Here is a 24133-nt window from a genome sequence, read left to right on the forward strand (position 1 = left end):
ACTTGAACCAAAGAAGGTTGGCGCTGGTTTAAAGGGTTATCAATACTGGGATTGACCTGGAATATAAATCCCTAGCACTAGACTAGCGAAGCGTAAGCTTTGGTTTGCTTACCCTACTCTGGAGCAAAGCCAAAGCAGGGTAAACCTACGAAAATCGTTAACATAGCGGTATGGCTATTTAGCCAAGCTTGCTTGGTGATCCTTGGCTATCTGTTTACGATTGATTTTGCTATTGGCCATACGTGGGATGGTGTCGACGGCTTTAAGTATTTGCGGTATTTGAAACGGCGCTAATTGCTGGCTACACCATAAACGCAATTCACTGGGCTCAATGGCTGGTTCAGCGACAAAATGTAGGCAAACACGGTTTCCGGCGATGGGATCGTCTATTTTGAAAATCACGGCATCGGTTACTTGTGGATGGGTTAATATGATGTCTTCGACTTCACTCGGGTAAACATTTAAGCCAGATACAATGATGGTGTCGTCCAGTCGGGCCAGAAAATACAAATGGTTGTTAGCATCGATATAACCTAAATCTTGGGTATGGACCGTTTTAACACCGGTTGAAGTTTCAACCCGAGCAATAATTTCACTCGGTGATTGTTCATCATGACTGCAATCCAATTGCACATGTGGGAACGGCTTGCCGATATCGGTAGCACTTTGTAAATTCTGGCTAATGCTAATACAGCCCGCTTCGGAACAGCCGTATTGCTGGTATAGCTTCTCAACTCGCGGGGCGATTTGCTCAAATACTTGGTTCGACATGGTTGACCCCGATGTCATTGCCGCATGTAATTTTTCTTGTTTTGGCCACAAGCGTAATAAGCCTTGCAGCATAACGGGAGATGAGTAAAGCAAAGGGCGTTCACAGCTCTGTAAAACTTTAATTAGGTACTTGGGGTTAATGCTGTTAACTATTCTAGGCTCGACACCGCGGGCCAGCGCTACCATCACTCCACAGATAAGGCCATAAGAATGCGTGACAGGACAAGCGATAACGGGTGTCATATTGTTAGCATCAGTAAAGGCTTGACGATAGCTAGCTATTTCAATGTCGATATCCGCCCAGCTGCGTAAAATACACTTAGGCTCACCTGTGGTGCCAGAGCTCATTTGAATAATACCGGCATTCGCTCGTGTCAGTTGGTCGTTATCTACTCGGTTGTGCAATTCTATTTGTTGTTCAATGCCACCGTAAATGAGTAAGCCACAGCCGGCTTTTTCAGCCATACGTTGCGCAGTGTCCAATGGAATACTAGGATGGATAGGCATGGCGGATATGCGTTGTGACTTTAGGTAATAACACAAGGTTAACCAAATAAAGTTATCTTCAACACAAACCGCAATGGCTTCTTGTTCGTTAATTAATGAGTATGACGAGTACGATGCTTGCTGTTGGTTAAAATCAGCTTTGGTATAAAAATCGTCGTTTATGTTAAGCATGCGCTTCTCCGTCGTGTATGACTTGTTTTGTTTCTTGTTGCGGTGTTTTGTCTAATTGCTTGGAAAGCCTGTGGGGTGTGGTGCCAATTGGGTTATGAACTAGGTGATGATATTCAGCTGCACGTCTACCATCGAATTTTTTCTTCAGCAAAGATTCTGTTTTTATCTCAGCTTGATAAATATCCATCTGGTTTAAGCGTTGTTCTGAGGTTAATCCTGATGCTTGGTAGTCTGCAAAACACTGATCAATAATTCGCCAAAAGTCGGCCTCAGCAAATTGATAATAATCTTCTAGTAAAACCTCTAAATCAGCTAAGTTAAAGACAAATAGGGTGTCGATAATTAATTCACGCAAGGCTTCAACGTCTGACATCCAATAATATTGATCGGGTTTGGCGGTGGCGTACTCGGCTTCGAATTCGCTAAAAATCGGCGCGATTTCCGGTTGCGCTAAATAGTCGTGCACGTACTCAAGGCTTTCATGAAAATCGCGCACAATCACTTTACAAGGCCAGCCTTGCTCATGTTGCAATAACATGTTTTGTCCATGGGCTTCTATACCAATGCCATGATGAACCAATAGGTGCCAGATAGGTAATATCGCGGTTTCGACTAATTGTTTAAGCCACTTCTCACAACCATGTTGTCTTATCCAAGGTTCAATAAATGGGGCATTGTCTTGTTCAATTAATGTCAGGGCGACAAAAGGAATAACCTTGTTTTCAGGGCAATAGTTAGCCAGGCTCTCACGATATATTGCACCTAAATGACCATCTAATTCGCTTATCCATTGTTGCGTTTGCTCAGTGTCATTTTCCGGTCGAATGCCTGCATATTCAGGTAATAGCACCATCTTTTGTTGTAAGTAACTATCTTGTTCAGTTAGTGCAACAAGCCATTTTGAAAGTACTGGAGCGGTGCAAAATGAATGACTTTCAATCGAACGCAACGACGAGGTATTAACCATGTTTAACGGTAATTTAATGTTGGCTTTTTTAGGGTGACTAATATTGAATAAAGTACGCACTGAGATCCCTGCTTGATACAGATCTCCCGCCGAACCTAAATAAATAACTTGTTTTTCAACAATCGCTTGTTGCAGCTTGTCTTTTAAATTATGCCACTGCCATGGATGGATTGGCATCAAAGAGAAGGCTGCGCCATCATTTGTTTGTTTGGCGACTTCTTGAAGGAGAAAGTCGTATGTTTCTGTACCAAGCTCTTTGATCCAAAATGCTTGCTCCGAACCAAGGTCAAAACGACGTTTTAAATAACAACGACGAATAGCCAACCAATCTAATCGAAAGGTATTGCCAAATTCAGGGCCGTAAATTTTGTGATCTTGCTCAGTAAACCCAGTTCTTGCTTTAAAGCAAGGGTGGTATGGGTGACCTTCATCAATTGCACTTTCCAACTGATGGTAATTAAGTTGGCGGCGGTCGTTAACGCGAGGCAAATATTGGTCATTGTACAAACACAGTTTTATGGTTTGCTGTAGTTCACCTAGCAGTCTTTGTTTTACATCGGTTGTTGTCGGCAAATCTTCTACTAGTTCAAGTAAGCCAACGGCTTGCCATTGCGGATCATGGTTTTGCGATAAAGGCGCAAATAGCATTTGTTGAGCATTAAGCCTTACGCGACTAAAGCCTGATATTTTCCCTGCTAAGCAGTATTGATGTTGGCCTAAACTGAACGTGAACAAGCCTTGTTGGAAGCTATATTCACAAATTTTTTCGAACAACAAGGCTTCCAATAACTGACGAATAACACGATTAGTAATAATTTGGTGTGGTAAATTACTTGCACTGTCATCGGTGAGCGTTTGATTATGCTGATTCAAGTGTCACCTCGTTTTCTTTGTTTTTACCTTCTTCAGTTTCTTCACCGACATCATCACCAGCTTTTAGGCGAGACATGGCCTTTTGATGAAAATCAAAAATTGGGTTGCGTATATCTGTGTATACCGCCAGCTCTTGTTCGGCTTCTAATTCATCGACATCTTCCACTCGCGTCAGTAGGTTAGCTTTGCATGGAATCGTTGCTTTATTAAAAAGTTGTTCGATAAAGTGCACACCCACACCATTTAGCTCGGTTTTAAGCTGAGTTAATTTGCGGTAACACCGCTCGAGTAATGCTAATTCTGAGACTAGCCCATCCTGTCCTAAACGGCTGATCACTGAGAACAGTTGATTGATAAACAAGTAGTAACCTACCCGATCGGCGATGGCATCATCGTCGTAGAAAAGGTCTAAATTTTGATTTAAGCTTGGTTCGCGTTGCAGTAACTGTTCGCGCATACTTTGAGAAAGATAAAACCCTTGGTTGTCACGATAATAATATTGACTGGGTCGGTTATTGCTGATGGTTATCAGCGAGTTTTGCTGGTGAGCCTCTAGTGCAACACCATGACTGTCGTAAAGTCTGATTGCCGGGTCAATTGCACAATGCCAGTAGCAGTCAAACCAGAGTTGAGCTGCCGTGTTTAAGCTCTTTTTTTGCTCTTGAGCCAATGCCTCGACTTGTTGAGTGAGCTTTGTTTTGCACCCCGCGAGTATAGGTTCTTGAACTAAAGCGGCAATGGATAAGGTAGCGCGTTGATTAATAGCATTTTCGGTAAAAGGGTTTTGTCTAATAATGGTTTCAAAACCACTTTCTTGCATTCCCGGTAATTTAACCGTGATATAGGCAGGATCTTCTATCATGGCAAATTGCGGGTATTTTTCCGAAAAATCGCTTTGCGCTAATAGCTTGCCAACATTGAGCCCTGGCTCTAATTCATGCGCTTTATTTTTACGTAGTGAATTAGTGATTTTTACCGGTATAGACAGCTTAATCATATAGTTGAGTTCAGCACAATATAGTGTGCGAACCGACGATGTAGGGGTAAATTTTTTCCCCATAACGCCTAAATCTTCGATTAAACCTTCTCGGAGTAATTGCTGTATATAGTCTTGATGCTGTAACCAATGGGCTTGCAGTGGATGCACAGGGACGAGTTGTTTATCAACATCAATTGCGTCGCAGTCTACTTCTGCGATTTGATTAATAATTTGTTCTACGCTTTGCTCAATCAGTGAGTTTTGTTGCAGTAGTTGGCGAGATACGGCAAAAAAATGTAGCGCAAAACTCGCTTTTAACTCAGGCGTGTAATTTTTATGTTGCCATGAATGAATGCCTTGACGCGACTTGGGCGTCGGGTGCAGCCAATGGCCAAACAGTAACGATTGTTCTGATTCGATAAAGCCCAAATGGTCAAGAGCACTGTCGTTTTGCCGTTGCACCAAATATTCTTGCATAATTTGATGGCTTTCCAACGTTCTGTTTAATAGCTCTAACTTTTGGCTAGCAGCTTTTCGGTTACCTTGGCTTTTGGCATAAATATTGTCGATCATCATTACAATGACAGATACAGAATCAACGCGTTGCCAATCCCAAGGATTTTGCTGTTTTCGATAAACATTGGTAACTAAGTGCCGGCCGACAATAGACCGATAACTAACACCTATTCCTAAGGTGATACCCAATTCGATTAGCTGTAGTTCTAATACATAAGGTTCATCATGTTCCAGTGAGATCCCCGTTTGTCGTTGCCAGTTGTCAGCGATATGCCAAACTCCCGGATCAACTTCTCTTATGTAGCAATTAGCAAAGGCTTGGAAAGACGCGTTTTCTGCTAGTCGGTTTGCCGTATGGGGCATGATAATGCACTCCTAAAACGTTAGGCACGGGTAATTTTTACCGAATCTTAATGATATCAATTATCATTATCAAATTTGTTTACAATTGTTACTAATGCCTTTTTAAGGTGAAATATTTTGTTTTGTTTAGTTTTCAATTTAAGGGGGTGTAGTTGCTTGGAGGGGCAACATTTTGTTGCCCATTAAATATTTAGTGACTACGATTTACACCTTGATGGCTGTCGTAAATTATTAGGCCGATACTGATAACAGAAATAGCCAGCCAGTATGAATGCACACCATTCAGCTAAAGGAAAGGCGATGATAAATGAAAAGTCGTTAATTGGGTTGGGTACAGGTAACCAAATCGGCATCCAATAATACAAAAGTACTAAGAGTCCTGCAGGTAAAATGAGTCCGCGTGATATAGCAATGAGAGCTGAAGGTTTGGGCTGGTGGATCGCAGTTAAATAGCAGGTCAGGACAATGTTAGTACCGTTTATCAAAAATAGTGGTAGCAACAGGGGAATAAGCTGACTACTGACTTGGGCAATTTGTTGCTCTTGCTCGCTGACAAACCAAGCTAAAATTGTTGAAGGCCAAAACGTTAAAACAGTAACAATGAACAAGCCTAAGCTGATAGAGCTGGCAATTGCCGTGGATAAAAATTGGTGAACGCGCTTTAAATATTGAGCGCCGTAGTTTTGACTAATAACCAAGTGCAATGCATCGGCTAAACCATAACTCATCATGATGCTTAAAAATATAAAGTAATTGACTAAGGTGAATGCAGCGACACCGTCGACGCCTAAACGGGCAATGAGTAAAGCATTGAGAATAAAGAAAATGATACCTACAGAAATCTCACCAATAAATTCGGATAAGCCGTTGTAGGCCGATTGTCGCAACAAATGCCAACGACCTTGTACAAGATTAAATTTTAAGGTGCGTTGTCGACTTAAAAAATAGCGACTCAATACTAAAAACTGTACCGTTTGCGCGATAGCAGTTGCCCAAGCTGCACCAGCTAAACCCATATCAAGGTATAAAATAAACCAAGCATCTAATGCAATATTCAGTGCGGCTCCTGTGACTAGGGCACTGGTTGCGAGTATTGGATGGCCATCGGCACGCACAAAGTAATACAGTACCATGGTTGTGAGTTGCAAAATAAAAACCCAACGAATAATGCCGAAATACTCTTTAGCTAAAGGTTGGATTGATTCAGGAATATTTAATAAAGCAAAAAGTTGTGATTCAAAAACCAAACTAATTAACGCGAACAAAAGGTTAATGGTGGCAGCCGCAATCAGTGATTGGCTGAAAATATCACTGGCGGTATGTGTATCGTCTTCACCTATAGCTTTTCCAGCGGATACCGCCCCCCCTATCGCGAGCATTATTGCAATGGCAATAAGCAATGTGAACAAAGGAACCATTAATGTGATTGCAGCCAGTGCGTTTGCCCCTACCGCGTTGCCAACAAAAAATCCATCAATTAAATTTGCGCTAGTAATGGCAATTAGCCCAATAACTGACGGTAAAACATAGTAAAAAAAAGTGGAGACAATTCGCCCTGTTAAGGCGGGATTGTGAGTCGACATGGTAAATTCTCTAATTTTTGTTGTTGCTGGCAGCGGTCATTAGCGCAACTAAGCTTGTGAAAAGGCGCTAGTATAATTTGTAAATTATAACTTGCAAATGATATTCATTATCATTATCGTATGTGCGTGATTATAGAGTGTTAGATAGGGGGATATTTTGACCGTTACACGCCTATTGGTCATTGAGCAAGATAAAGTGTTCAGTGATCGGATGTCGGGTGTATTACGCGGACAAGGATATGAAGTGACTCAGTGTTTTGATAGTCAACAAGGATTGACTGCTGCTTTAAGTAAAAATATTGACCTTATTTTACTTGATGCCTCGCTACCGACAATTGAAGGTTTATCGTTGCTACAGCGTATACGTATTAGTATTCCAATTCCTATTATGGTGTTATCGGCTGAAAATTTGGAGCAAAGCCGAATTGAATATTATCAACAAGGCGCTGATGACTTCATCGCTAAACCGGCCAATATGATTGAAATTTTATTACGAGTGAAGGCCGTTCTTAGACGAACTTTTGAGCAAGAAAATAAAAATAGCAGTGTATTAGATGTTGATCAACTCACCTTAGTGAGAGCTCAACAACAGGTGATGTTTAACGGTGATCATCTTGAATTTACCCCTATTCAATTTCGCTTGTTGTGGGTACTTGTCGAAAATCGTTATCAAGTCATGAGTAAGCCTTACTTGTACCAAGCTGTGCTCGATCGCGCGTTCAGCCGCTATGATCGCAGTTTAGATATGCATTTAAGTCGTATTCGTAAAAAGTTGGTTGAAATGGGTATGGCGGCCGATCGCTTAGCCACGGTTCATGGCAAAGGTTACCGATTTGCATAGAGCCCGCTGGGATCACTGCAAAACGAGGCTGTTAAAAGTAACAGTTGTAAAAATATTATCTTTTTTGCGATTAGTCCTAACAATGGCGCTGATAAATTGTCATCAGCTTTTAAAACAGGCAAATAACGGATGAATGGTTAACGCCGCGTATTTTGCTTTTTTACAGTTTAGTAGGGTTAGCAATGAGTATTATAAACCAAGTTCAATCACAACAAACTGCGAAATTTAAGGTTATTGCCGCAATCAATAACTTGGATAGCAGCAGAATGATAAAGCGTTTATGTAAACACTATTCGCATAAAGTCGACGCTGGCTGGAACCAAAACCAAGGCTATATTCAGTTTGCAATGGGGTTTTGTGATCTACAAGCAAAACCTGAGCATTTGACCTTAACTTGTTGGGCCAATTCGCAAGCAGAACTTGAAGAAATAGCCCAATGCGTGGCACGGCATTTTGCCCGATTTATCAAGCAACCTGAAATGCAACTGACATGGAATTCACCTATATGCGAAACCTAGGTTCTATTTATCACGTGTAAATGACTTTTATATTTAAGTTGTTATTAACCATTGATTAGAAAATAGGTTTTGTTGGTCATCAAAGCCCATTAGATCTATATTGTATTGAAAAGCTAAGGTTTCCATTTTATACACGATCTCTTTAAATTTAATACTTTCCATAAATTGATGGGATTTTTCAGATTGATAATGAAATACATAAGCTATTCTGCTGTTTGATACCATGTAAAATAAACAGCGATCTGATGTGGGTGGTGAAATTAACCTGTTTGTTAACCACCTATTCCAGTAGGCTTTAGTTGATTTTTTATGAACAGCGGGCTTTGTTGATAAGGGAAAAATACTAGGTTTTAAATGGGTGTGTCTATGCCCTATAGGTGGATTTGGCCTCGCCGTTGCAATATCTTTCCCAATTCTAGGGTTGTAGCCGTTAAACCAATAATCTTTGAAATCATCTATATAAGATTTCAAAAGGGCGTCTTTTTTACGTTCGTTATCTATCTCTGTTGTTAGTATTACCTTCCCTTGGTATAGCAAAAGTATTAAGCCTCTACCAAACCTAATTTATTAGATGCCAAGGTGTTTCTAACTAAACGAGAAGAGATAAGTCTTTGACGTGTCTCACTAGATATAGGTAATGATTTTCTATGCAAATTCCTAGATGCCTTATGGGTACTAGGCTTGTTGCAATTCATTATCTTTCTAACATAAAAACTCATGATTTACCCCACTGATAAAACTTGATTTAATTATATGTTATCAGCAGCAACCTATCAAATTTGTTTATAAATTACATTCTGTAAATAATATTTTCATAACGGGCGTCTGGTCTAGGTTCCTTTTATTACTTAAATTATTTTTTTACCCAAGTTTCTTGACCGCTGTAGGTATAAATAAGTCTTACTGTTTTATCTGTGGTTAATAATAAGGTGTATTTGATAAACCGGCCATTTGAAGCCCAATGTACATTGAAAGACAGGGCTTCGCCATTGTACTTCACTTCATAGATTTCGGCTTGCTCGCCATCATCAGAATCAACCACAGATACCTTATAGTCCTCTTCTTCTTTGGTAATTGAAATGACAATATCTGAGTACATATCTGCGGGAACCCAGTCACCGACGAGTGGGTCGTTTGATTTTAATGGGACGATTTTGTTCATGTAAACATTGCAGGTAGTTAGCCGAATAAACGCGATTATATATCAATAAATATGGCTAAAGAGTAACAGTTGTAAATTTAATATCTTTTTATCAGCCAATCCTAACAATAGACCTAATTAAAAATAATTATCATTTACATAACCGATTAAAACGTTGCTAGTTAGGTTTACAGCATCGTTTTAACAGGTCTGGAGTCGTTAAAATTGTCTAGCGTAATTAATATACCCAGCTTCAAATCTTCTCAATGGACAATTGAACAAGCTGATAACTTGTATGGCGTCAATCATTGGGGAGGTGATTACTTTTCAATTAATTCATGCGGTGACGTGGTGATTAATAACCCGCATGACGGCGATGTACATCCCATTTCGATCATGAAAATCATCGAAGGTATGCAAGATCGCGAGCTACAAATGCCAGTATTATTGCGTTTTGAAAATATTCTTGATCAAAGCATTAGCAAGCTTAATGAAACTTTTCAGCAAGTGATAAATAAAGTGGGTTATCAAAATAAATACCAAGGTGTTTATCCGATAAAAGTCAATCAACAAGCGCAAATTGTTGAAGAGATTGCCCAGTTTGGCGCACGTTACAATCATGGTTTTGAGGTTGGCAGTAAAGCCGAAATGATTGCCGCATTGTCTACCATTGAAGCCACTGACAGTTTAATTATTTGCAATGGCTACAAAGACCAAGAGTTTATCGAGTTAGGATTAGAAGCAATAAAGCTTGGCTATAAATGCTTTTTTGTGATTGAAACCTTAACTGAATTGCCGATTATTGTTGAGCGTAGCCAAGCATTAAATATACGCCCGCATTTAGGGGTTAGAGCAAAAATGACCTCACAAATTAGTGGGCATTGGGGAGCAACTAGCGGCGAGCGCAGTGTATTTGGTTTAAATTCAAATCAGTTAATTAAAGCCGTTGATTACCTTAAACAGCACGCCATGTTGGATTGTCTTGAACTATTGCATTGTCATTTAGGTTCGCAAATTCCTAATATTCGCGATATACGTGGCGGTGTGGTAGAAGCCTGTCGATATTATGCCGATTTGTGTAATGAAGGCGCGGCCTTAGCCTATATTGATTTAGGCGGTGGCTTAGCAGTGGACTACACTGGTCGTCAATCAGCCTCAGGCCAAAGTCGCAATTACTCGTTAACTGAATACTGTGAAGATATTGTTGACACCATTAAAGCTACACTCGATCAACAAGGATTACCGCACCCTGTTATTGTGACTGAATCGGGTCGAGCAACCGTGGCTTATACCTCGGTTTTGCTATTTAATGTATTGGATGTGGTCGATTTTGAACCAGAAAGTTTGCCGCAAGCTAGTGATAACGAACATCAATTGCTGAAAAATATGCGTGAGATATTTACGTATATGAAACCACAACGTGTACAGGAATGTTACAACGATGCTCAGTACTATCGCGATGAAGTACGAGAGTTATTTAAGCGTGGGCAAATAGACTTACGTATGCGCTCGGTAGCCGAAACTTTGTATTTTAGCATTTTACATGAGATTAAAAATACCCTAGCAACAATGGAGCGCATGCCGCAGGAGTTAGCAGGGTTAGCCGATTCGTTAGCGGATATTTACTACGGTAACTTTAGTTTATTTCAATCTTTGCCAGATAGTTGGGCTATCGATCAATTGTTCCCGATTGTGCCGATCCATCGTTTAAATGAAGAGCCAACCCGCCGCGCTATGTTGGCTGATATTACCTGTGATTGCGATGGCAAAATAGAAAAGTTCGTAGTCGACCAAAAGGTAGAAAAAACCTTGCCTCTGCACAGTGTAGAGCAAGACCAAGAATACTATTTAGGCGTATTTTTAGTTGGCGCGTATCAAGAAACTCTAGGCGATTTACATAATCTATTTGGTGACACCAATGTCGTCAGCGTGCGCTTAAATGCCGACTCAAGTTTTGAGTTTGTTAAAGAAGTGCATGGCGACACAATAGAAGACGTATTAAGTTACGTGGAATACCAACCACACGAAATTAAAACCCGTTTTCGTAACAAGGTAGAAGCGGCAGTGCGTGAAGGTAAAATTAGCGCGCGTGAGCGTCAGCATATGATCAAAACCTTTAATGCCAGTATGCAAGGCTATACCTACTACGAAAAAGAAGAAGCCGAAACCCAACAGAATTCACAAAACGTAAGAGCAATATCATGAGCAAAGTTGTTATTATCGGCGCCGGTGGCGTCGGTCAAGTAGTTGCACATAAATGTGCCCAGTTACCGGATATTTTTACCGATATTACATTAGCCAGCCGCACTGAATCTAAATGTCAGGCGATTGCCGAACAAATTAAACAAAGCCAAGGTCGTGAGATCGCGACAGCGCAAGTCGATGCTGACAATGTACCTGAATTAGTCGCATTACTTAACGAGATCAAGCCTGCGCTAGTGATTAATGTCGCTTTGCCATACCAAGATTTAACCATTATGGATGCTTGCTTAGAAGCCGGTGTTCATTACATGGATACCGCAAATTATGAGCCGCTTGATACCGCAAAATTTGAATACAAGTGGCAGTGGGCTTATCAGGAAAAATTTAGCAAAGCGGGGTTAACCGCATTGCTAGGGTCAGGTTTTGATCCGGGCGCGACCAATATGTTTACCGCGTACATTGCCAAACACTATTTTGATGAAATTCATACGCTAGATATTATTGATGTTAATGGCGGTGATCATGGTTATCCGTTTGCTACTAACTTTAACCCTGAAATCAATATTCGCGAAGTGACTGCCGAATGTCGCCATTGGCAAAATGGTGAGTTTGTTAGCACGCCAGCCATGTCGACTCAGCAAAGTTTTACCTGTCCTGATGAAGTCGGTACATATAATATTTACCGTATGTACCACGAAGAGCTGGAATCGTTAACCAAACATTATCCGAGTTTGAAAAAAGCTCAATTTTGGATGAGCTTTGGTGACAGTTACCTTAAACACTTAGAGGTATTGGGTAATGTCGGTATGACAGGCATTGAACCGATTGAATTTCAAGGTCAGCAAATAGTACCGATTCAGTTTTTAAAAGCGTTGCTACCCGACCCATCAACGTTAGGTCCGCGTACCCAAGGCAAAACCTGTATAGGGTGCGTGGTGACAGGTATAAAAGATGGTAAAGAAAAAACGGTTTATGTATATAATGTCAAAGACCACCAAGATTGTTATCAAGAAGTGCAATCTCAAGCCATTTCCTACACCACGGGTGTCCCTTGTATGATTGGCGCTAAGATGATCTTAGAAGGTCGTTGGCAAAAGCCTGGTGTTTGGAATATGGAACAACTCGACCCTGATGCATTTATGCAAGATATGAATGCCTATGGATTACCTTGGAAGGTGATTGAAAACCCAGATTTTGATTTGTTAAATTAAACTGATTGTAGGCGAGTTTCACTTAACGCAGCCTGTTACTGCTGATATAGCATTCACTATGCTAAGAAGCGCGCCTACAAATGTTGTTAAACCGTTTCAGTTATCTTTCCTATGATGAATAGCAAAACATTCCATACATTCGATCCTAGTCGTGTTCCGTCGCCATGCTTTGTGGTCGACGAAGTCGCCGTTGAAAACAACCTAAAAATATTGGATCGCGTGCAACAAGAGTCGGGCGCTAAAATATTATTAGCACTAAAAGCTTTTTCCATGTTTAGCCTAGCGCCGCTAATTAGCCGTTATTTGCACGGCACCTGCGCCAGTGGTTTGCATGAAGCAAGGTTAGGCCGTGAAGAGTTTTCTACACAAGAGCAATATCGCGAAGTTCATACCTTTAGTGCGGCTTATACCGAGGCCGATTTGACCGAGATTTTACAGATTTCGGATCATGTAGTGTTTAATTCGTTTGGTCAGTGGCAACGTTTTCAACCCTTAATCCAAGCGGCGAAACAGCAACGGCCTGAACTGGAATTTGGTCTTAGGGTTAACCCTATGCATTCCGAAGGAGCCGAGCCTATTTATGACCCTTGTGCTCCTGGCTCGCGCTTAGGTATTCCATATCCTGAATTTAAGTCGAACTCGCTTGACGGTATTAGCGGTATTCATTTTCACACCTTATGTGAGCAGGCATTTGAGCCATTGGAACGCACATTAGATGTGATAGAACAGCAATTTGCTGATCTACTGCCGCAACTTAAATGGGTAAATTTTGGCGGTGGTCATCACATAACCAAGCCTGATTATAACGTTGCAGGTTTAATTGCCCGCATCAAAGCGTTTCAAGCCAAATACAATGTACAAGTTTACTTAGAACCGGGTGAAGCGATTGCAATACATACTGGGGTGTTGGTGAGCGAAGTATTGGATTTGACTTACAACACCTTAGATTTAGCCATACTGGATACCTCGGCGACTTGTCATATGCCAGATACCTTAGAAATGCCGTATCGTCCTGATGTGTTTGGCGCAGGAGCAGCCCAGCAACATGCTTATACCTATCGTTTAGGAGGGCAAACCTGTTTGGCAGGTGATGTGATCAGCGATTATTCATTTAGCGAGCCGCTACAAATTGGCCAGCGTTTAATGTTTGATGATATGGCACATTATACTATGGTTAAAACCTCAACCTTTAACGGCATCGGCTTACCTGCTATTGCAATTTGGAACTCGAAAACAGATGAAGTGCGGGTTGTTAAACAGTTCGGTTATGAAGATTTTAAAGGCCGCTTGTCTTAGGCCTGTTTCCTTCTATTCTTCCATTGTAGAGCCGAATTTATTTCGGCTAACCCAATATTTGCCGATGTAAAATCAACTCTACGATTGGCGAATGGTTGTAGATCCGTTGTAGGGCCGAATTTATTTCGTCTAACCCTATATTTGTCGATGTAAAATCAACCTCAAGATTGGCGAATGGTTGTAGATCCAAGGGCCGAATTTACTTCGGCTAACCCAAGGTTTGTTGATGTAAAATCAACTCTACGACTGGCGGAAGCTAATAGAGCCGCGCGCTTTAAACTTCAGCCAAGCTCTCGTTGATAAATCTGACGCTAGCGTGACGGCAACCATCATGGTAATGCTACTGATTAAATTGAGCTGCTGTACACCGAATAACATTAATCCCCAACCTAAATATAACCAGTGGATCACGTAAAACAGAGTGACGTTTTGACTCCAAAAATAGAGTAACTGATAAAGGCGATTAGGGGGCGTAAGGTTGACTAACTTATGACAAAGGCTAAGCCAAATAAGCACGAAGCCACAGATCATAATAGTTGCTCCAGGCCCTGCGCGCATATAGGTTGCCATGTGAAATTTAACATCCAAGGCTGTCACCAAAATACCGCTCATTAGCACAACTAAACCGACCGCACTGGTTTTAGCAAATAGGGCATTAATATTGTTACAAGACTTAAGCTGTGTACCTAAAACCATGCCGAGAATAGGATAGGCTAGCCAGGGTAGCAATGGGAACATCGCGCCTTGGTGCTTATTGCCCCACAACAGTTTTAAAGCCTCATCAACCCATAAATAACCTGTTGTCAGATCCCATAGATAAGGTGAAGTTAAAATGATCAACGCTGCAAGTATTAAGTAGTACTTAGGATTTGGACAAAATCGTTTTAACAAGGCGCAAATAGCTAAGGCTATTGCGGCAAACTGCAATATATCAACAATTAAGAATTCACTTAGCGGGCTATAACCGCCCAGTTGCTCATGGCTAACCAATCCAAGTTGTAAGGAAAGCCACATGGGAATAGTCCCCCTGGTTAAATTAAGCAGGTAGCCAAGTAAAAATAGTAATGCAGCTCTTTGTAAACTAACGGTTAATTTAGGACTTTTAGTGTAGGCAACAAATAACCCCATTATAAAGACGAATATTGGTGCTGCAGGCCATTCACCTAAGCGTTCAATAATAAATCCAAAGGTCGTATCACGCACTTGGGGTTGGCTATAAAAGTGTAATACATGGATCAGCACCATAAATAAAATAGCTAAGCCGCGTGCAAAGTCGAATGCCAAAATACGACGCGTTTGGTTAGTGTTTGTTTTCAGTGTGTTTGTCATGAGGTGCTCAGTAATAAGATTCGTGTTAAATAATCGTATTAAGCCTTATGGTATTACAAATTAACGAAAAAATAAATGCTAATGATTATCATTTGGGTTTATGGGTGGGATTTTGCTTTCGAGCCATTAGTACCATTTCCAGAAAGAAATGTTCAGTTGAAAGTACCGAGGTAGTAAGAAAAATCAAATTAATGTAGAAGGTCGCCGTATGCAGTTCCAGACGCTTAACCGCATTCCCTACATCCAGGTCGAAATTTATTTCGACAATAGCAGCAGAGCTGCTACAAGCTTGGTTTGTAGATCGAAGCTGTGTTTGGTCAAGGGCTTTAAATACGACGCATAGGGTTTTGTTCCCGACAAATCCTAAGCGCCTGCTATCCTGTAGGCACCAAAAGTAGGCGCTTTAAGCGAGCGTCGTTCCTACAAAAAATAGTTAGCCTTGTTTCAACTAATCAAAATTAGTCAGGCTGTAAGGGAAATAATCTTAACAGTCAGGGCGTTGTTAGTGTTTACTGTTGATTAACGGCAAGTTTTTGAAGTGATCACATTGACCAGTTTTCTATACTGTATAAATACCAACAATCCATTTTTTTGAAGTGGTATTCGACTAGGTGACCTGTATTGGGTTTTGTTACAACAAATGTAAAAGTGTTTGTTTGCGATTTATGACGGGTATCCAGACCTCTTATTGCGCTGGGGCTTAACATAATTTGTAACGTATCATCCCAGTCGTGCTTTTTAGTTGTAATATCTAAAGGATCAGGGTTTCCAGTAGGATCAACATACAAGTATTGTAGTGGAAATATCGTATATTTTTCTTGAAGTTGTTTTGAGTGGAAAAATGCTTGCGTGTATTGCTCAAAGTTGTCGTAACTACATAAGTTGACCACGTCATCATTTATTTTATTGCTTGTCGCGCCAAATGAAATAAAGGCTATCAATAAAAGTAAAATGTGAGTGGGCTTTATATACATTGTAATTTCATCCTGAATTTTATATTTAGTCTTTCTGCATTATGGTTACGACAGGATTATCCAAGCGTATTTGCGGCTTGGCAACGGAAAAGCCAGCGGCATGAAAATGCCCGCCACCGCCAAATAACTTGGCTATTGCTGATACATCGATCCCACCTTCGGCACTGCGTAATGAGTAAATGCGCTTATCTGCGGTATCAACATACAAAGCGGCAAAAGGATGACCTTCAGCGAGCTCGTTACCTAATTCACTGATAAGGTGATTCGTATTTAGGCAAGGGACTAAATAACCCGCTATGGTTACCTGTTCAATATCCTGTGCCAATATTTGCCTTATTTGCGCTTGTTGATATTGCAGAATAATTTTGCCTTGTTCGATAACCTGATTGGTTTGTTGATTGTCGAGCAAAGCCGCCCAAATATTAAAGTCCATTGGTTTAGCTTGTAATGCGGCAGAGTATGCTTGGCTTGAGGGTAACTGCCAATGCCACAAATCTTTATCTTGAATGTAGCGGATGAGATCAGGAATTGGCCTATCTTTAAAAAAATACTGCCATGTCATCATGGCGCCAGAGCGTGTCATGTCGAATTGGCAGAAATCTAACCCTTGTAAATCGGCTTGCGCTGTTTTGTGATGGTCCAACACAAGTAGGGAGTTGGCTTGTTTATGCATGGCAAGCAATGTTTGTCGAGGGTAGGCAAAATCGACAATATAAATATTTTTTCCGCTGACATCGGGTGGGGGATCTCCATGAAACGCAGCTATAAATTCACAGAGCTGATTGAGTTGCTCAAGATAGGTTTTAACGGCTAATGCCGCACCAAAACCGTCGGCACAGTTTTTATGGTAGATACACAAATTAGCCATGTTAGTTTCCTTGTGCTCGCGACAATTAACTCATTATAGGCTTTGTGTTGCATATTTGTCGAAACGATAAAGCCCAGCTTGGCTGGGCTTATCGCTACTAACGTTCAACGCTGCTTGACAGTGAACTCATTTTACTCATGGTCTACCCAAAAATCATAAACAACTACTTCACCATAGTTGTCCGGATGATTGGTATAGCTACCCTCTTTGTCGCTATTACTTTGTGTATAGTTACCTATTTTGAAGTAAGCGTCGCCGTAGCTGCGATCCATAACATAATCATTTGAGCCATCTTTAACTAAATATTGGTCGGCATTACCTGCAGCATATGCGCTGTTTAAATTACCGTCTTCGCTATAGTAAACATAGTGTTTGCCGTTTATAACCTCAAACATAATTTCATGAACTGTGCCTAAGCTATAGTTGGTTTTTATCGTTAAGTCGTCACGTAATTGACCCCCGTTAAAGCTTAAGAATAAGTGTGAACCTTCTAAGCGAAGTACTAAAGCATCGTCAATGCCTTCACTCTTATTGCCGTGGATTTGAGTCGCCACGATATGATCTTTTACGATAGGCAAATGAGTAATAGCTTGTTTTGCATAAACCACATGCTTGCCCGATGTTGTCCAATAAATATCTGAGCTACCATCGGCTGTGCGCTCTCTTAATTCAGATCGAATATAGGTTGAGTTTTCAGTTGGCGCGTTATCATCATTAATTGGCGCATAAAAAACGATACCATCACCTGTTTCGTTTACGTAAAAGTACTCGCTAGTTACTTGGTATAACTGTTTAATTTCTACGGGATCACCGTCGCTATCAGCAATAGGGTAAGTGATCTTCCATTGGTTATAGTTATCCATTAGATCAGAAGGGTATTCGGCAATAGGACCACACGGATTACATTCGGCTTCTGAGCCATATAATTTTACTTCAGTGATGTTCATCCAATTGCTACCCGCACTGTTTGATTGTGCTTTAACGCGCACTTGCTGGGCAGTAATGTCGTCAATATTATAACGTTCAATATCAGTCGTATTACCTGAGCTTACGCTGTCATGTACCTTGGTCCAAGTGCCGCTTGTACCTGGGCGAGCATAAATTTCAAATGTATGCGTGCGAGAATCACCTTGACCCCATGCAACCCCAACTTCTTTTACTGATTTGGCTTCTGCTAGTTCTAAGGTTAAATTAACCGCAGAACCACCCGCTTCAGCGGCCCAACGTGATGCCCACGCAGTGCTGTTATCTATTGCATTGGCTGGCGGGTAACTCGAGTGGCTTGTTCCGTCATCAAATGCGCGGTCGACAGTCAGCTCACCATCTTCTTGGCTACCTGCGCCGTATATTTCCACTTCTTTGATGTTGGTCCAGCTTGTTCCTGCACTGTTTTCAAATGTTTTAATTCGCACTTGTTGTGCTTCGATGTCATCAATATCATACACTTCAATACTGGCACTCAAGCCGCTAGATACGCTATCGTAGACCTTAGTCCATGAGCCACTAGTCGCTGCGCGAGCCCAAATTTCAAAAGTATGGGTTTGATCGCCGCCTTTCCCCCATGAAACACCGACTTCTGTTACGGTTTGTACCGAACCTAGGTTAAGTTGCAGGTTAACAGGTGAACCAGATGCCGCCCAACGTGACGCCCATGCTAGGCTGCCATCAATGACATTAGACGCTGGGTAGCTAGCATGGCTACCTCCCCAATCTTCTGCACTTTCAATATTGAGTGTCGCTGCGTTTGCTACCGATGTTGTTAAAGCCAATGCGGCAAAGCCGAATGCTTTTATTTTATCCATGTTACGTTTCCTAATTATGTTTTGAAATTGTGTGGTATGAATCACTAACAAATAAAGGTGTTACATCTTTCCTTATGATTGGTAATTCCAATTTTGTTATTTGTTAGGCGATTCGTTATGAACAATAAGCTAATTTTTTACTTAATAGAAACAATACCTTTACACTTTGTAATTATCTTTTATTGCAAAAAGAGATAAAGATTAAAGTGAAAAATGATTGACTTTTTCGTAAGGGGTTATCTTTGTGGCTTTTTTTGTATATGAAATCAGATTCATATGTGGCTTTCGGAGGATCGTAATATTAAAAATATAACACCAAGTTAATTATTGTAAGTGAATGTGTATTGTTATACCTATTTTAAAATTGGTAACTTTATTGTTCCTTGGTATCATGGTTTTTCAAATGCAATTTTAATTTTTCATCTAATAAATAATAATGTTGAATTAAATTGGTAATATAGGTTGGGTGTTATTTTAACTATTGACATGAAGTTAGTTAAAAGGATAATAATAATAATTCTCAGTATCACTATTGTATCGTTAATTAGGGTTTACACGTAAAATAGCGTAGTAAGCTACTAGTCATTTTTAATCGCTCTAGGTGTTTTTGTGTTTGCTCAGCCAATTAATTCGGGTGCTTGTCGCATTTTAATCGTTGAAGATGATCAACAACTCAATCAGCAACTGTCAGAGTTAATATCGGCTGCTGGTTATCAAGTAGATAGGTGCTTTGATGGAGAGCAAGGGCTGGTTTCTGCTGCAAAACAAACTTATGATTTAGTGTTGCTAGATGTGATGTTACCCAAGCGCGATGGGCTAAGTGTATTGTCTATATTGCGTAAAACCAGTCAAATTCCTGTGATTATGTTAACCGCCAAAGGCGCTGAAGAAGAACGCATTGCTGGCTTAAGTCAAGGGGCGGATGATTATGTTGCCAAACCTTTTAGTCGTACCGAGTTGATTTTACGCATAGAGGCGATCCTGCGGCGCTCATATTTGGCGCAAAGCGCTAGTCCGGGGCAAAGTTCAAATCCGTTAAATTCGTCTGTTACACCCCATTTACTAGCAGTGGATGAGTTGCAGATTAATCGCGAATTACAAACTATTACTGTGGGTGAACAGGCGCTGGAATTAACTCATATTCAATACCGTTTGCTAACCGAATTGGTTCAACATAAAGGCGAAGTACTCTCTAAAGCCTATCTTTATCAACGCGTGCTTCGTAAAACATTGGGCGCGCACGATCGTAGCCTTGATATGCACTTAAGCCGAGTGCGCCGTAAATTAAGCGCCGCGGGCTGGCGCGGTGAGCGGTTAGAAACTGTGCATGGTAAAGGCTATTGTCTAGTATAAAGATGAGTATGACACGTCGCTTGTTTTGGAAACTTTGCTTAATTATTGCCACCGGGGTAGTGGCATTTTTTTATTGTTTGAACCTAGTTGCGTTAAAAACAGAAGAAGAAATGAGCATGTTGGCGCTTGATGATCGTGAGCAAATTAAAGCGTGGGGTAAGCAAGCAGAGCATTTATATAATACAGGAGATTTAGCGGCTGTTGAATTATGGTTGGCCGAATTACAGGCCAAAGAAAACACCTGGGCGTCGATAGCATCTTATCAGTTTTCTCGGGTTGCCGGTGGGCAGTTGCAAGATAAATACCCAGAACGTTTGTACTTGGGGCGCAGTGTAGATTGGAAAATTCACCTCTATTTTACCGAGAACCCAATTATGGCGGTGCCATTTGTTCAAGGTCGTAAGAGTTTTTTAATTCAATTGCCTGATAGTATGCGTCCCGGTTCGTATTGGCAAACCGTACGCATTTTTTTGCAGATTATCATTCCTATGCTGTTATTAGGCCTGCTGTCGTGGATTTTGTATCGTCATATTATGAACCCGTTACGAGAACTTGAGCTTGCAACACGTGAATTCACCAAAGGTAATTTCGATATCCGTGTACGGAAAACGATTGGTAAGCGAAATGATGAAATAACCGAGTTAGCCGCTACTTTTGATCGTATGGCTGAACGTATTGGCGATTTAATTATTAGCCAGCGTCAATTGATTGCGGATTTATCGCATGAACTGCGCACCCCGCTTACTCGGTTAGATATAGCAGTACAAACCATACAATCAGAACAAAACGTTGCGCAAAACTTGGCTCGCGTTGAACGTGAATCCAGTTTGATCCGTAAGTTAGTTGACGACACGTTAACCTTAGCTTGGTTGGAAAATGAAAGGCCTAGCTTAACTAATGAATCGTTGGATTTGGTTGATCTTATTGATGTAATTACCGAGGATGCTCGCTTTGAATATCCCGATAAAAACCTCAAGCTTGTTACGCCAAATAGCGCGATATTGCAAAAAAGTAGTCATCGCGCGCTTGGCCAAGCAATAGAGAATATATTGCGTAATGCATTGCGCTATACCGCCATTGAAGGAACAGTTGAGGTTATCTTAAGGCAACAAGAGCAACACTTTTGTTTGTTGATTAATGATCAAGGGCCGGGCGTTCCGGAACCCTTGCTTGAATCGATTTTCTTACCGTTCTTCCGAGTTGATAAATCTCGCTGTCATGACCCGAATAGTTTTGGTTTAGGGCTAGCGTTAGCTAAACGACAACTAAGTGCCGTGGGGGCTAGCGTTCATGCTATGAATCGAGCTGCAGGCGGACTAGCAATGCGCATTATTATTCCTAAGTAAATATTCCAGACGCTTCACGGCCTATTCAACCATCCATGTAGATACAAGCTCTAAATCTATTCTGACAATAGCGGCGTAGCGGCAGCTACTCATCAAAATGCAACAGCAAGAGTATAGTTAAAGCGCATTGAGCGAAAAGTGATAGCAACCCCATGCTAAAGTCTGGTCGATATGTTTATATTAGCTTGGTGGCTATTCGTAACAAAATTTTGTCATATGTAACAATTGCAAATTTTCTGTCCTTTTATTTGTAAATAAGAATAATTCTCACTATCAAAATGAGATAGCAATACAAACAATGGGACAGTTCATGTCATTAACAACTAAAACCAATAAATTAGCCGCGTTGCCTTTGGCCATTACAGCGGCGCTAACAACGCCAGTGTTAGCAGACAACACAGAACAAGAAAGCAGCGTAGAAAAAATTCAAATTGTCGGTAAAACATCAAATACCGAAATTACGGTTGAGCAACTAGAAAACTACATCGCTAACGATTTAGAAGATATTTTTCGTCATGTGCCTTCGGTGACTATCGGTGGCTCTTTAGGTGTAGCGCAAAAAATGTTTGTGCGAGGGGTTGAAGACACCTTACTTAATGTCACCGTGGATGGCGCTCCGCAAGCCAGTACCTTGTTTCATCATACCGGTCGATTATCAATAGAACCTGAATTATTACGCAGTGTTGAAGTGCAAGCTGGCGCGGGTGAAGCAACCGCCGGAGCCGGTTCTATTGGCGGTGCTATTCGTTTTAAAACGAAAAGCGCAGATGATTTACTCGAAGCAGAACAAACCTTTGGTGGTTTAGTTAAAGCTGGCTATTTTACTAATGGTGGTCAAAAACAAAGCCTTTCGTTATATGGCAAAGTGGCTGATAAAGTAGGCATCTTAGGTTCATTTGTTAAAGCCAAACGAGATAACATTGAAGATGGTGATGGCAATACGATCCCAGGCACTGAATCGGACCAATCACTGGCGTTTATTAAGTTCAATGCACAAGTCGCTGATAATCAAGAACTTACCTTAAGTTATGAAAACCGTGAAGAAGACGGTGAGTTTCCGAAGCAAACCAATTGGAACCCATTAGCAACAACTGCGTTTACCCAAACATGGTTAGACCGAGAAACCATTATTTTAAATTACACGGCTAATATCAGCGACTTCGTTAATATTGAAGCCACAATTTACGATACTGAATCTGAACTTAAACGTGAACTTTATACTTGGTCTGGCGCGATCAAAACCAAAGGTTTTGACTTACGCAATACATCACAAATTGGTGAGCATACGTTAACTTATGGTCTTGAAAAGCGTACCGATACCTTATTAGCTCAATCGTACTCTGATAGCTTTGGCGGTATTTTTAATGAAGAAGGCAAAGTCGCTGGGTTGTATATACAAGACCAATGGCAGGTATTGGATGACCTATTGCTCAGCTTTGGCTTACGTAAAGATAGCTATGAGTTAGATCACTGTGGTGTAAAAGCGGTTTGGGAAAAAGTTGATGGCAAGTGGCGTACCAAGACGGATGAAAATGGTGATCCTGTTACCTCGTCTGCTGCATACGCAATGCCGAAACAAGACGGAATTAGCAAAAACCTAGGCTTGGTTTATAACCTAACGGACAACTTGGCTTTTTCAGCCGGTTACGCTGAGGCATTACGTGGACGCTTAACAACCGATGCATTTGTGGTAGGTGAGTTGTCGCAAGGCCTTAATACCGAGCTACAGCCAGAACAAGTTAAAAATAAAGAAATCGGCTTAGAGTATAACGACGGCACACTTATTTTTGAGCTTTCAGGTTATCAAAGCGATATTGAAAATGTGGTATTTGATAAGTTTAAAGGCGGTACTTTTTACGAAAATATTGGCACATTAGCATCACAGGGTGTTGAGATTGTAGCTGGCTACCAAGCTGATAATTTCCAAGTCGTGTTGAGCTATAACAATAACGATGTGGTATTGGATGACGCTGAATTTAATTGGCCTGATAGCAATTCAGATAGTGGTTTCAGCGTGGTTAAGCTGAATGGTGTAGACCTTGAAGCTTATGAATATGGCCACTTAGGTAATGGGGTTGGCGATTCAATCAACCTTAATTTCCACTATGAAGTGAATCAGCAAATTGAACTAGGCTACAACTTTAACTACGTTCAAAGCTTAGATAACGTGAATGTGTTTTACCGCTCTATTGAATTAGGTTGGGTTGACGAGCTAAATACTATCAATAAGCCAAGCTACAAGGTGCATGATGTGTTTGTTAAGTACCAAGCAACAGACAACTTAACTTTCGATTTTAGCGTGCAAAACTTGTTAGACGAGTCTTACCTTAGCCATGGTAGTGTCGCTAACTATGGACATATTACTGGCTATGAAACTGTGGTGGGTATAAAAGAACCTGGACGTGATATTCGTTTATCAGCCTCATTTAAGTTCTAACCTTCTATATATACAAGTGTAACGCGGCCTGTCGGTCGCGTTTTTTGTTTTATAGTCTTCTCGCTCAGGTCTTATGGTTCATTGT

18 protein-coding genes are annotated in these 24133 nt (G+C 40.9%); 8 read left to right on the top strand and 10 right to left on the bottom strand.

Annotated features, from left to right (window positions below):
* Positions 1-174: 174 nt before the first annotated feature.
* From C2869_RS06590 to C2869_RS06605, 4 genes are all read right to left on the bottom strand, one after another.
* On the bottom strand, positions 175-1449 hold the full coding sequence (locus C2869_RS06590) for an AMP-binding protein (protein WP_108602200.1): 1275 nt from the start codon (positions 1447-1449) through the stop codon (positions 175-177).
* Complete coding sequence (locus C2869_RS06595) at positions 1442-3289, bottom strand: IucA/IucC family protein (protein ID WP_108602201.1); 1848 nt, start codon at positions 3287-3289, stop codon at positions 1442-1444. The genes C2869_RS06590 and C2869_RS06595 overlap by 8 nt, the downstream gene beginning before the upstream one ends.
* Positions 3276-5147 (bottom strand): IucA/IucC family protein, encoded by a 1872-nt coding sequence (locus C2869_RS06600; RefSeq protein WP_108602202.1) that lies wholly within the window; start codon positions 5145-5147, stop codon positions 3276-3278. The genes C2869_RS06595 and C2869_RS06600 overlap by 14 nt, the downstream gene beginning before the upstream one ends.
* A 197-nt stretch (positions 5148-5344) precedes the next feature.
* Positions 5345-6730 (bottom strand): MATE family efflux transporter, encoded by a 1386-nt coding sequence (locus tag C2869_RS06605; protein WP_108602203.1) that lies wholly within the window; start codon positions 6728-6730, stop codon positions 5345-5347.
* 157 nt (positions 6731-6887) lie between these two features.
* On the opposite strand from C2869_RS06605, the gene C2869_RS06610 reads away from it, so the two are divergent.
* Complete coding sequence (locus tag C2869_RS06610) at positions 6888-7571, top strand: response regulator transcription factor (protein ID WP_108602204.1); 684 nt, start codon at positions 6888-6890, stop codon at positions 7569-7571.
* 182 nt (positions 7572-7753) lie between these two features.
* Entirely contained in the window at positions 7754-8089 is a 336-nt protein-coding gene (locus C2869_RS06615; protein ID WP_108602205.1) for a DUF2218 domain-containing protein, read from the top strand.
* A gap of 33 nt (positions 8090-8122) precedes the next feature.
* On the opposite strand, the gene C2869_RS06620 is transcribed toward C2869_RS06615, so the two are convergent.
* Together C2869_RS06620 and C2869_RS06625 are read right to left on the bottom strand one after the other, a co-directional pair.
* Positions 8123-8560 (bottom strand): hypothetical protein, encoded by a 438-nt coding sequence (locus C2869_RS06620; RefSeq protein WP_159084068.1) that lies wholly within the window; start codon positions 8558-8560, stop codon positions 8123-8125.
* Between the two features lie 382 nt (positions 8561-8942).
* Positions 8943-9251, bottom strand: coding sequence for a hypothetical protein (locus C2869_RS06625; protein ID WP_108602207.1), 309 nt, complete (start codon positions 9249-9251; stop codon positions 8943-8945).
* A gap of 204 nt (positions 9252-9455) precedes the next feature.
* Between C2869_RS06625 and speA the strand changes: the two genes are divergently transcribed.
* The 3 genes from speA to nspC all read left to right on the top strand — a co-directional run bounded on the left by speA (position 9456) and on the right by nspC (position 13939).
* Positions 9456-11435, top strand: coding sequence for a biosynthetic arginine decarboxylase (gene speA, locus C2869_RS06630; RefSeq protein WP_228710786.1), 1980 nt, complete (start codon positions 9456-9458; stop codon positions 11433-11435).
* On the top strand, positions 11432-12643 hold the full coding sequence (locus C2869_RS06635; RefSeq protein WP_108602208.1) for a saccharopine dehydrogenase family protein: 1212 nt from the start codon (positions 11432-11434) through the stop codon (positions 12641-12643). Before speA ends, C2869_RS06635 begins: the two co-directional genes overlap by 4 nt.
* Before the next feature lie 111 nt (positions 12644-12754).
* Positions 12755-13939: a carboxynorspermidine decarboxylase gene (gene nspC, locus C2869_RS06640; RefSeq protein ID WP_199915632.1), complete on the top strand. Its 1185-nt coding sequence runs from the start codon at positions 12755-12757 to the stop codon at positions 13937-13939.
* A gap of 240 nt (positions 13940-14179) precedes the next feature.
* On the opposite strand, the gene C2869_RS06645 is transcribed toward nspC, so the two are convergent.
* From C2869_RS06645 to C2869_RS06660, 4 genes are all read right to left on the bottom strand, one after another.
* Entirely contained in the window at positions 14180-15268 is a 1089-nt protein-coding gene (locus tag C2869_RS06645; protein ID WP_108602209.1) for a heparan-alpha-glucosaminide N-acetyltransferase domain-containing protein, read from the bottom strand.
* A gap of 542 nt (positions 15269-15810) precedes the next feature.
* Complete coding sequence (locus tag C2869_RS06650; RefSeq protein WP_108602210.1) at positions 15811-16242, bottom strand: hypothetical protein; 432 nt, start codon at positions 16240-16242, stop codon at positions 15811-15813.
* A 25-nt stretch (positions 16243-16267) separates the two neighbouring features.
* A complete protein-coding gene (locus C2869_RS06655; protein WP_108602211.1) occupies positions 16268-17110 on the bottom strand; it encodes a DHHA1 domain-containing protein in 843 nt (280 codons plus the stop codon).
* A 131-nt stretch (positions 17111-17241) separates the two neighbouring features.
* Positions 17242-18912: a polysaccharide lyase family 7 protein gene (locus C2869_RS06660; RefSeq protein ID WP_108602212.1), complete on the bottom strand. Its 1671-nt coding sequence runs from the start codon at positions 18910-18912 to the stop codon at positions 17242-17244.
* A 609-nt stretch (positions 18913-19521) separates the two neighbouring features.
* Between C2869_RS06660 and C2869_RS06665 the strand changes: the two genes are divergently transcribed.
* From C2869_RS06665 to C2869_RS06675, 3 genes are all read left to right on the top strand, one after another.
* On the top strand, positions 19522-20265 hold the full coding sequence (locus tag C2869_RS06665; protein WP_228710787.1) for a response regulator transcription factor: 744 nt from the start codon (positions 19522-19524) through the stop codon (positions 20263-20265).
* A gap of 2 nt (positions 20266-20267) precedes the next feature.
* Positions 20268-21611 (top strand): sensor histidine kinase, encoded by a 1344-nt coding sequence (locus C2869_RS06670; RefSeq protein ID WP_329604293.1) that lies wholly within the window; start codon positions 20268-20270, stop codon positions 21609-21611.
* A gap of 310 nt (positions 21612-21921) precedes the next feature.
* Positions 21922-24048: a TonB-dependent receptor domain-containing protein gene (locus tag C2869_RS06675; RefSeq protein WP_108602213.1), complete on the top strand. Its 2127-nt coding sequence runs from the start codon at positions 21922-21924 to the stop codon at positions 24046-24048.
* The last annotated feature ends 85 nt before the right edge of the window (positions 24049-24133 follow it).

This window comes from Saccharobesus litoralis (genome assembly GCF_003063625.1).
Classification (GTDB): domain Bacteria; phylum Pseudomonadota; class Gammaproteobacteria; order Enterobacterales; family Alteromonadaceae; genus Saccharobesus; species Saccharobesus litoralis.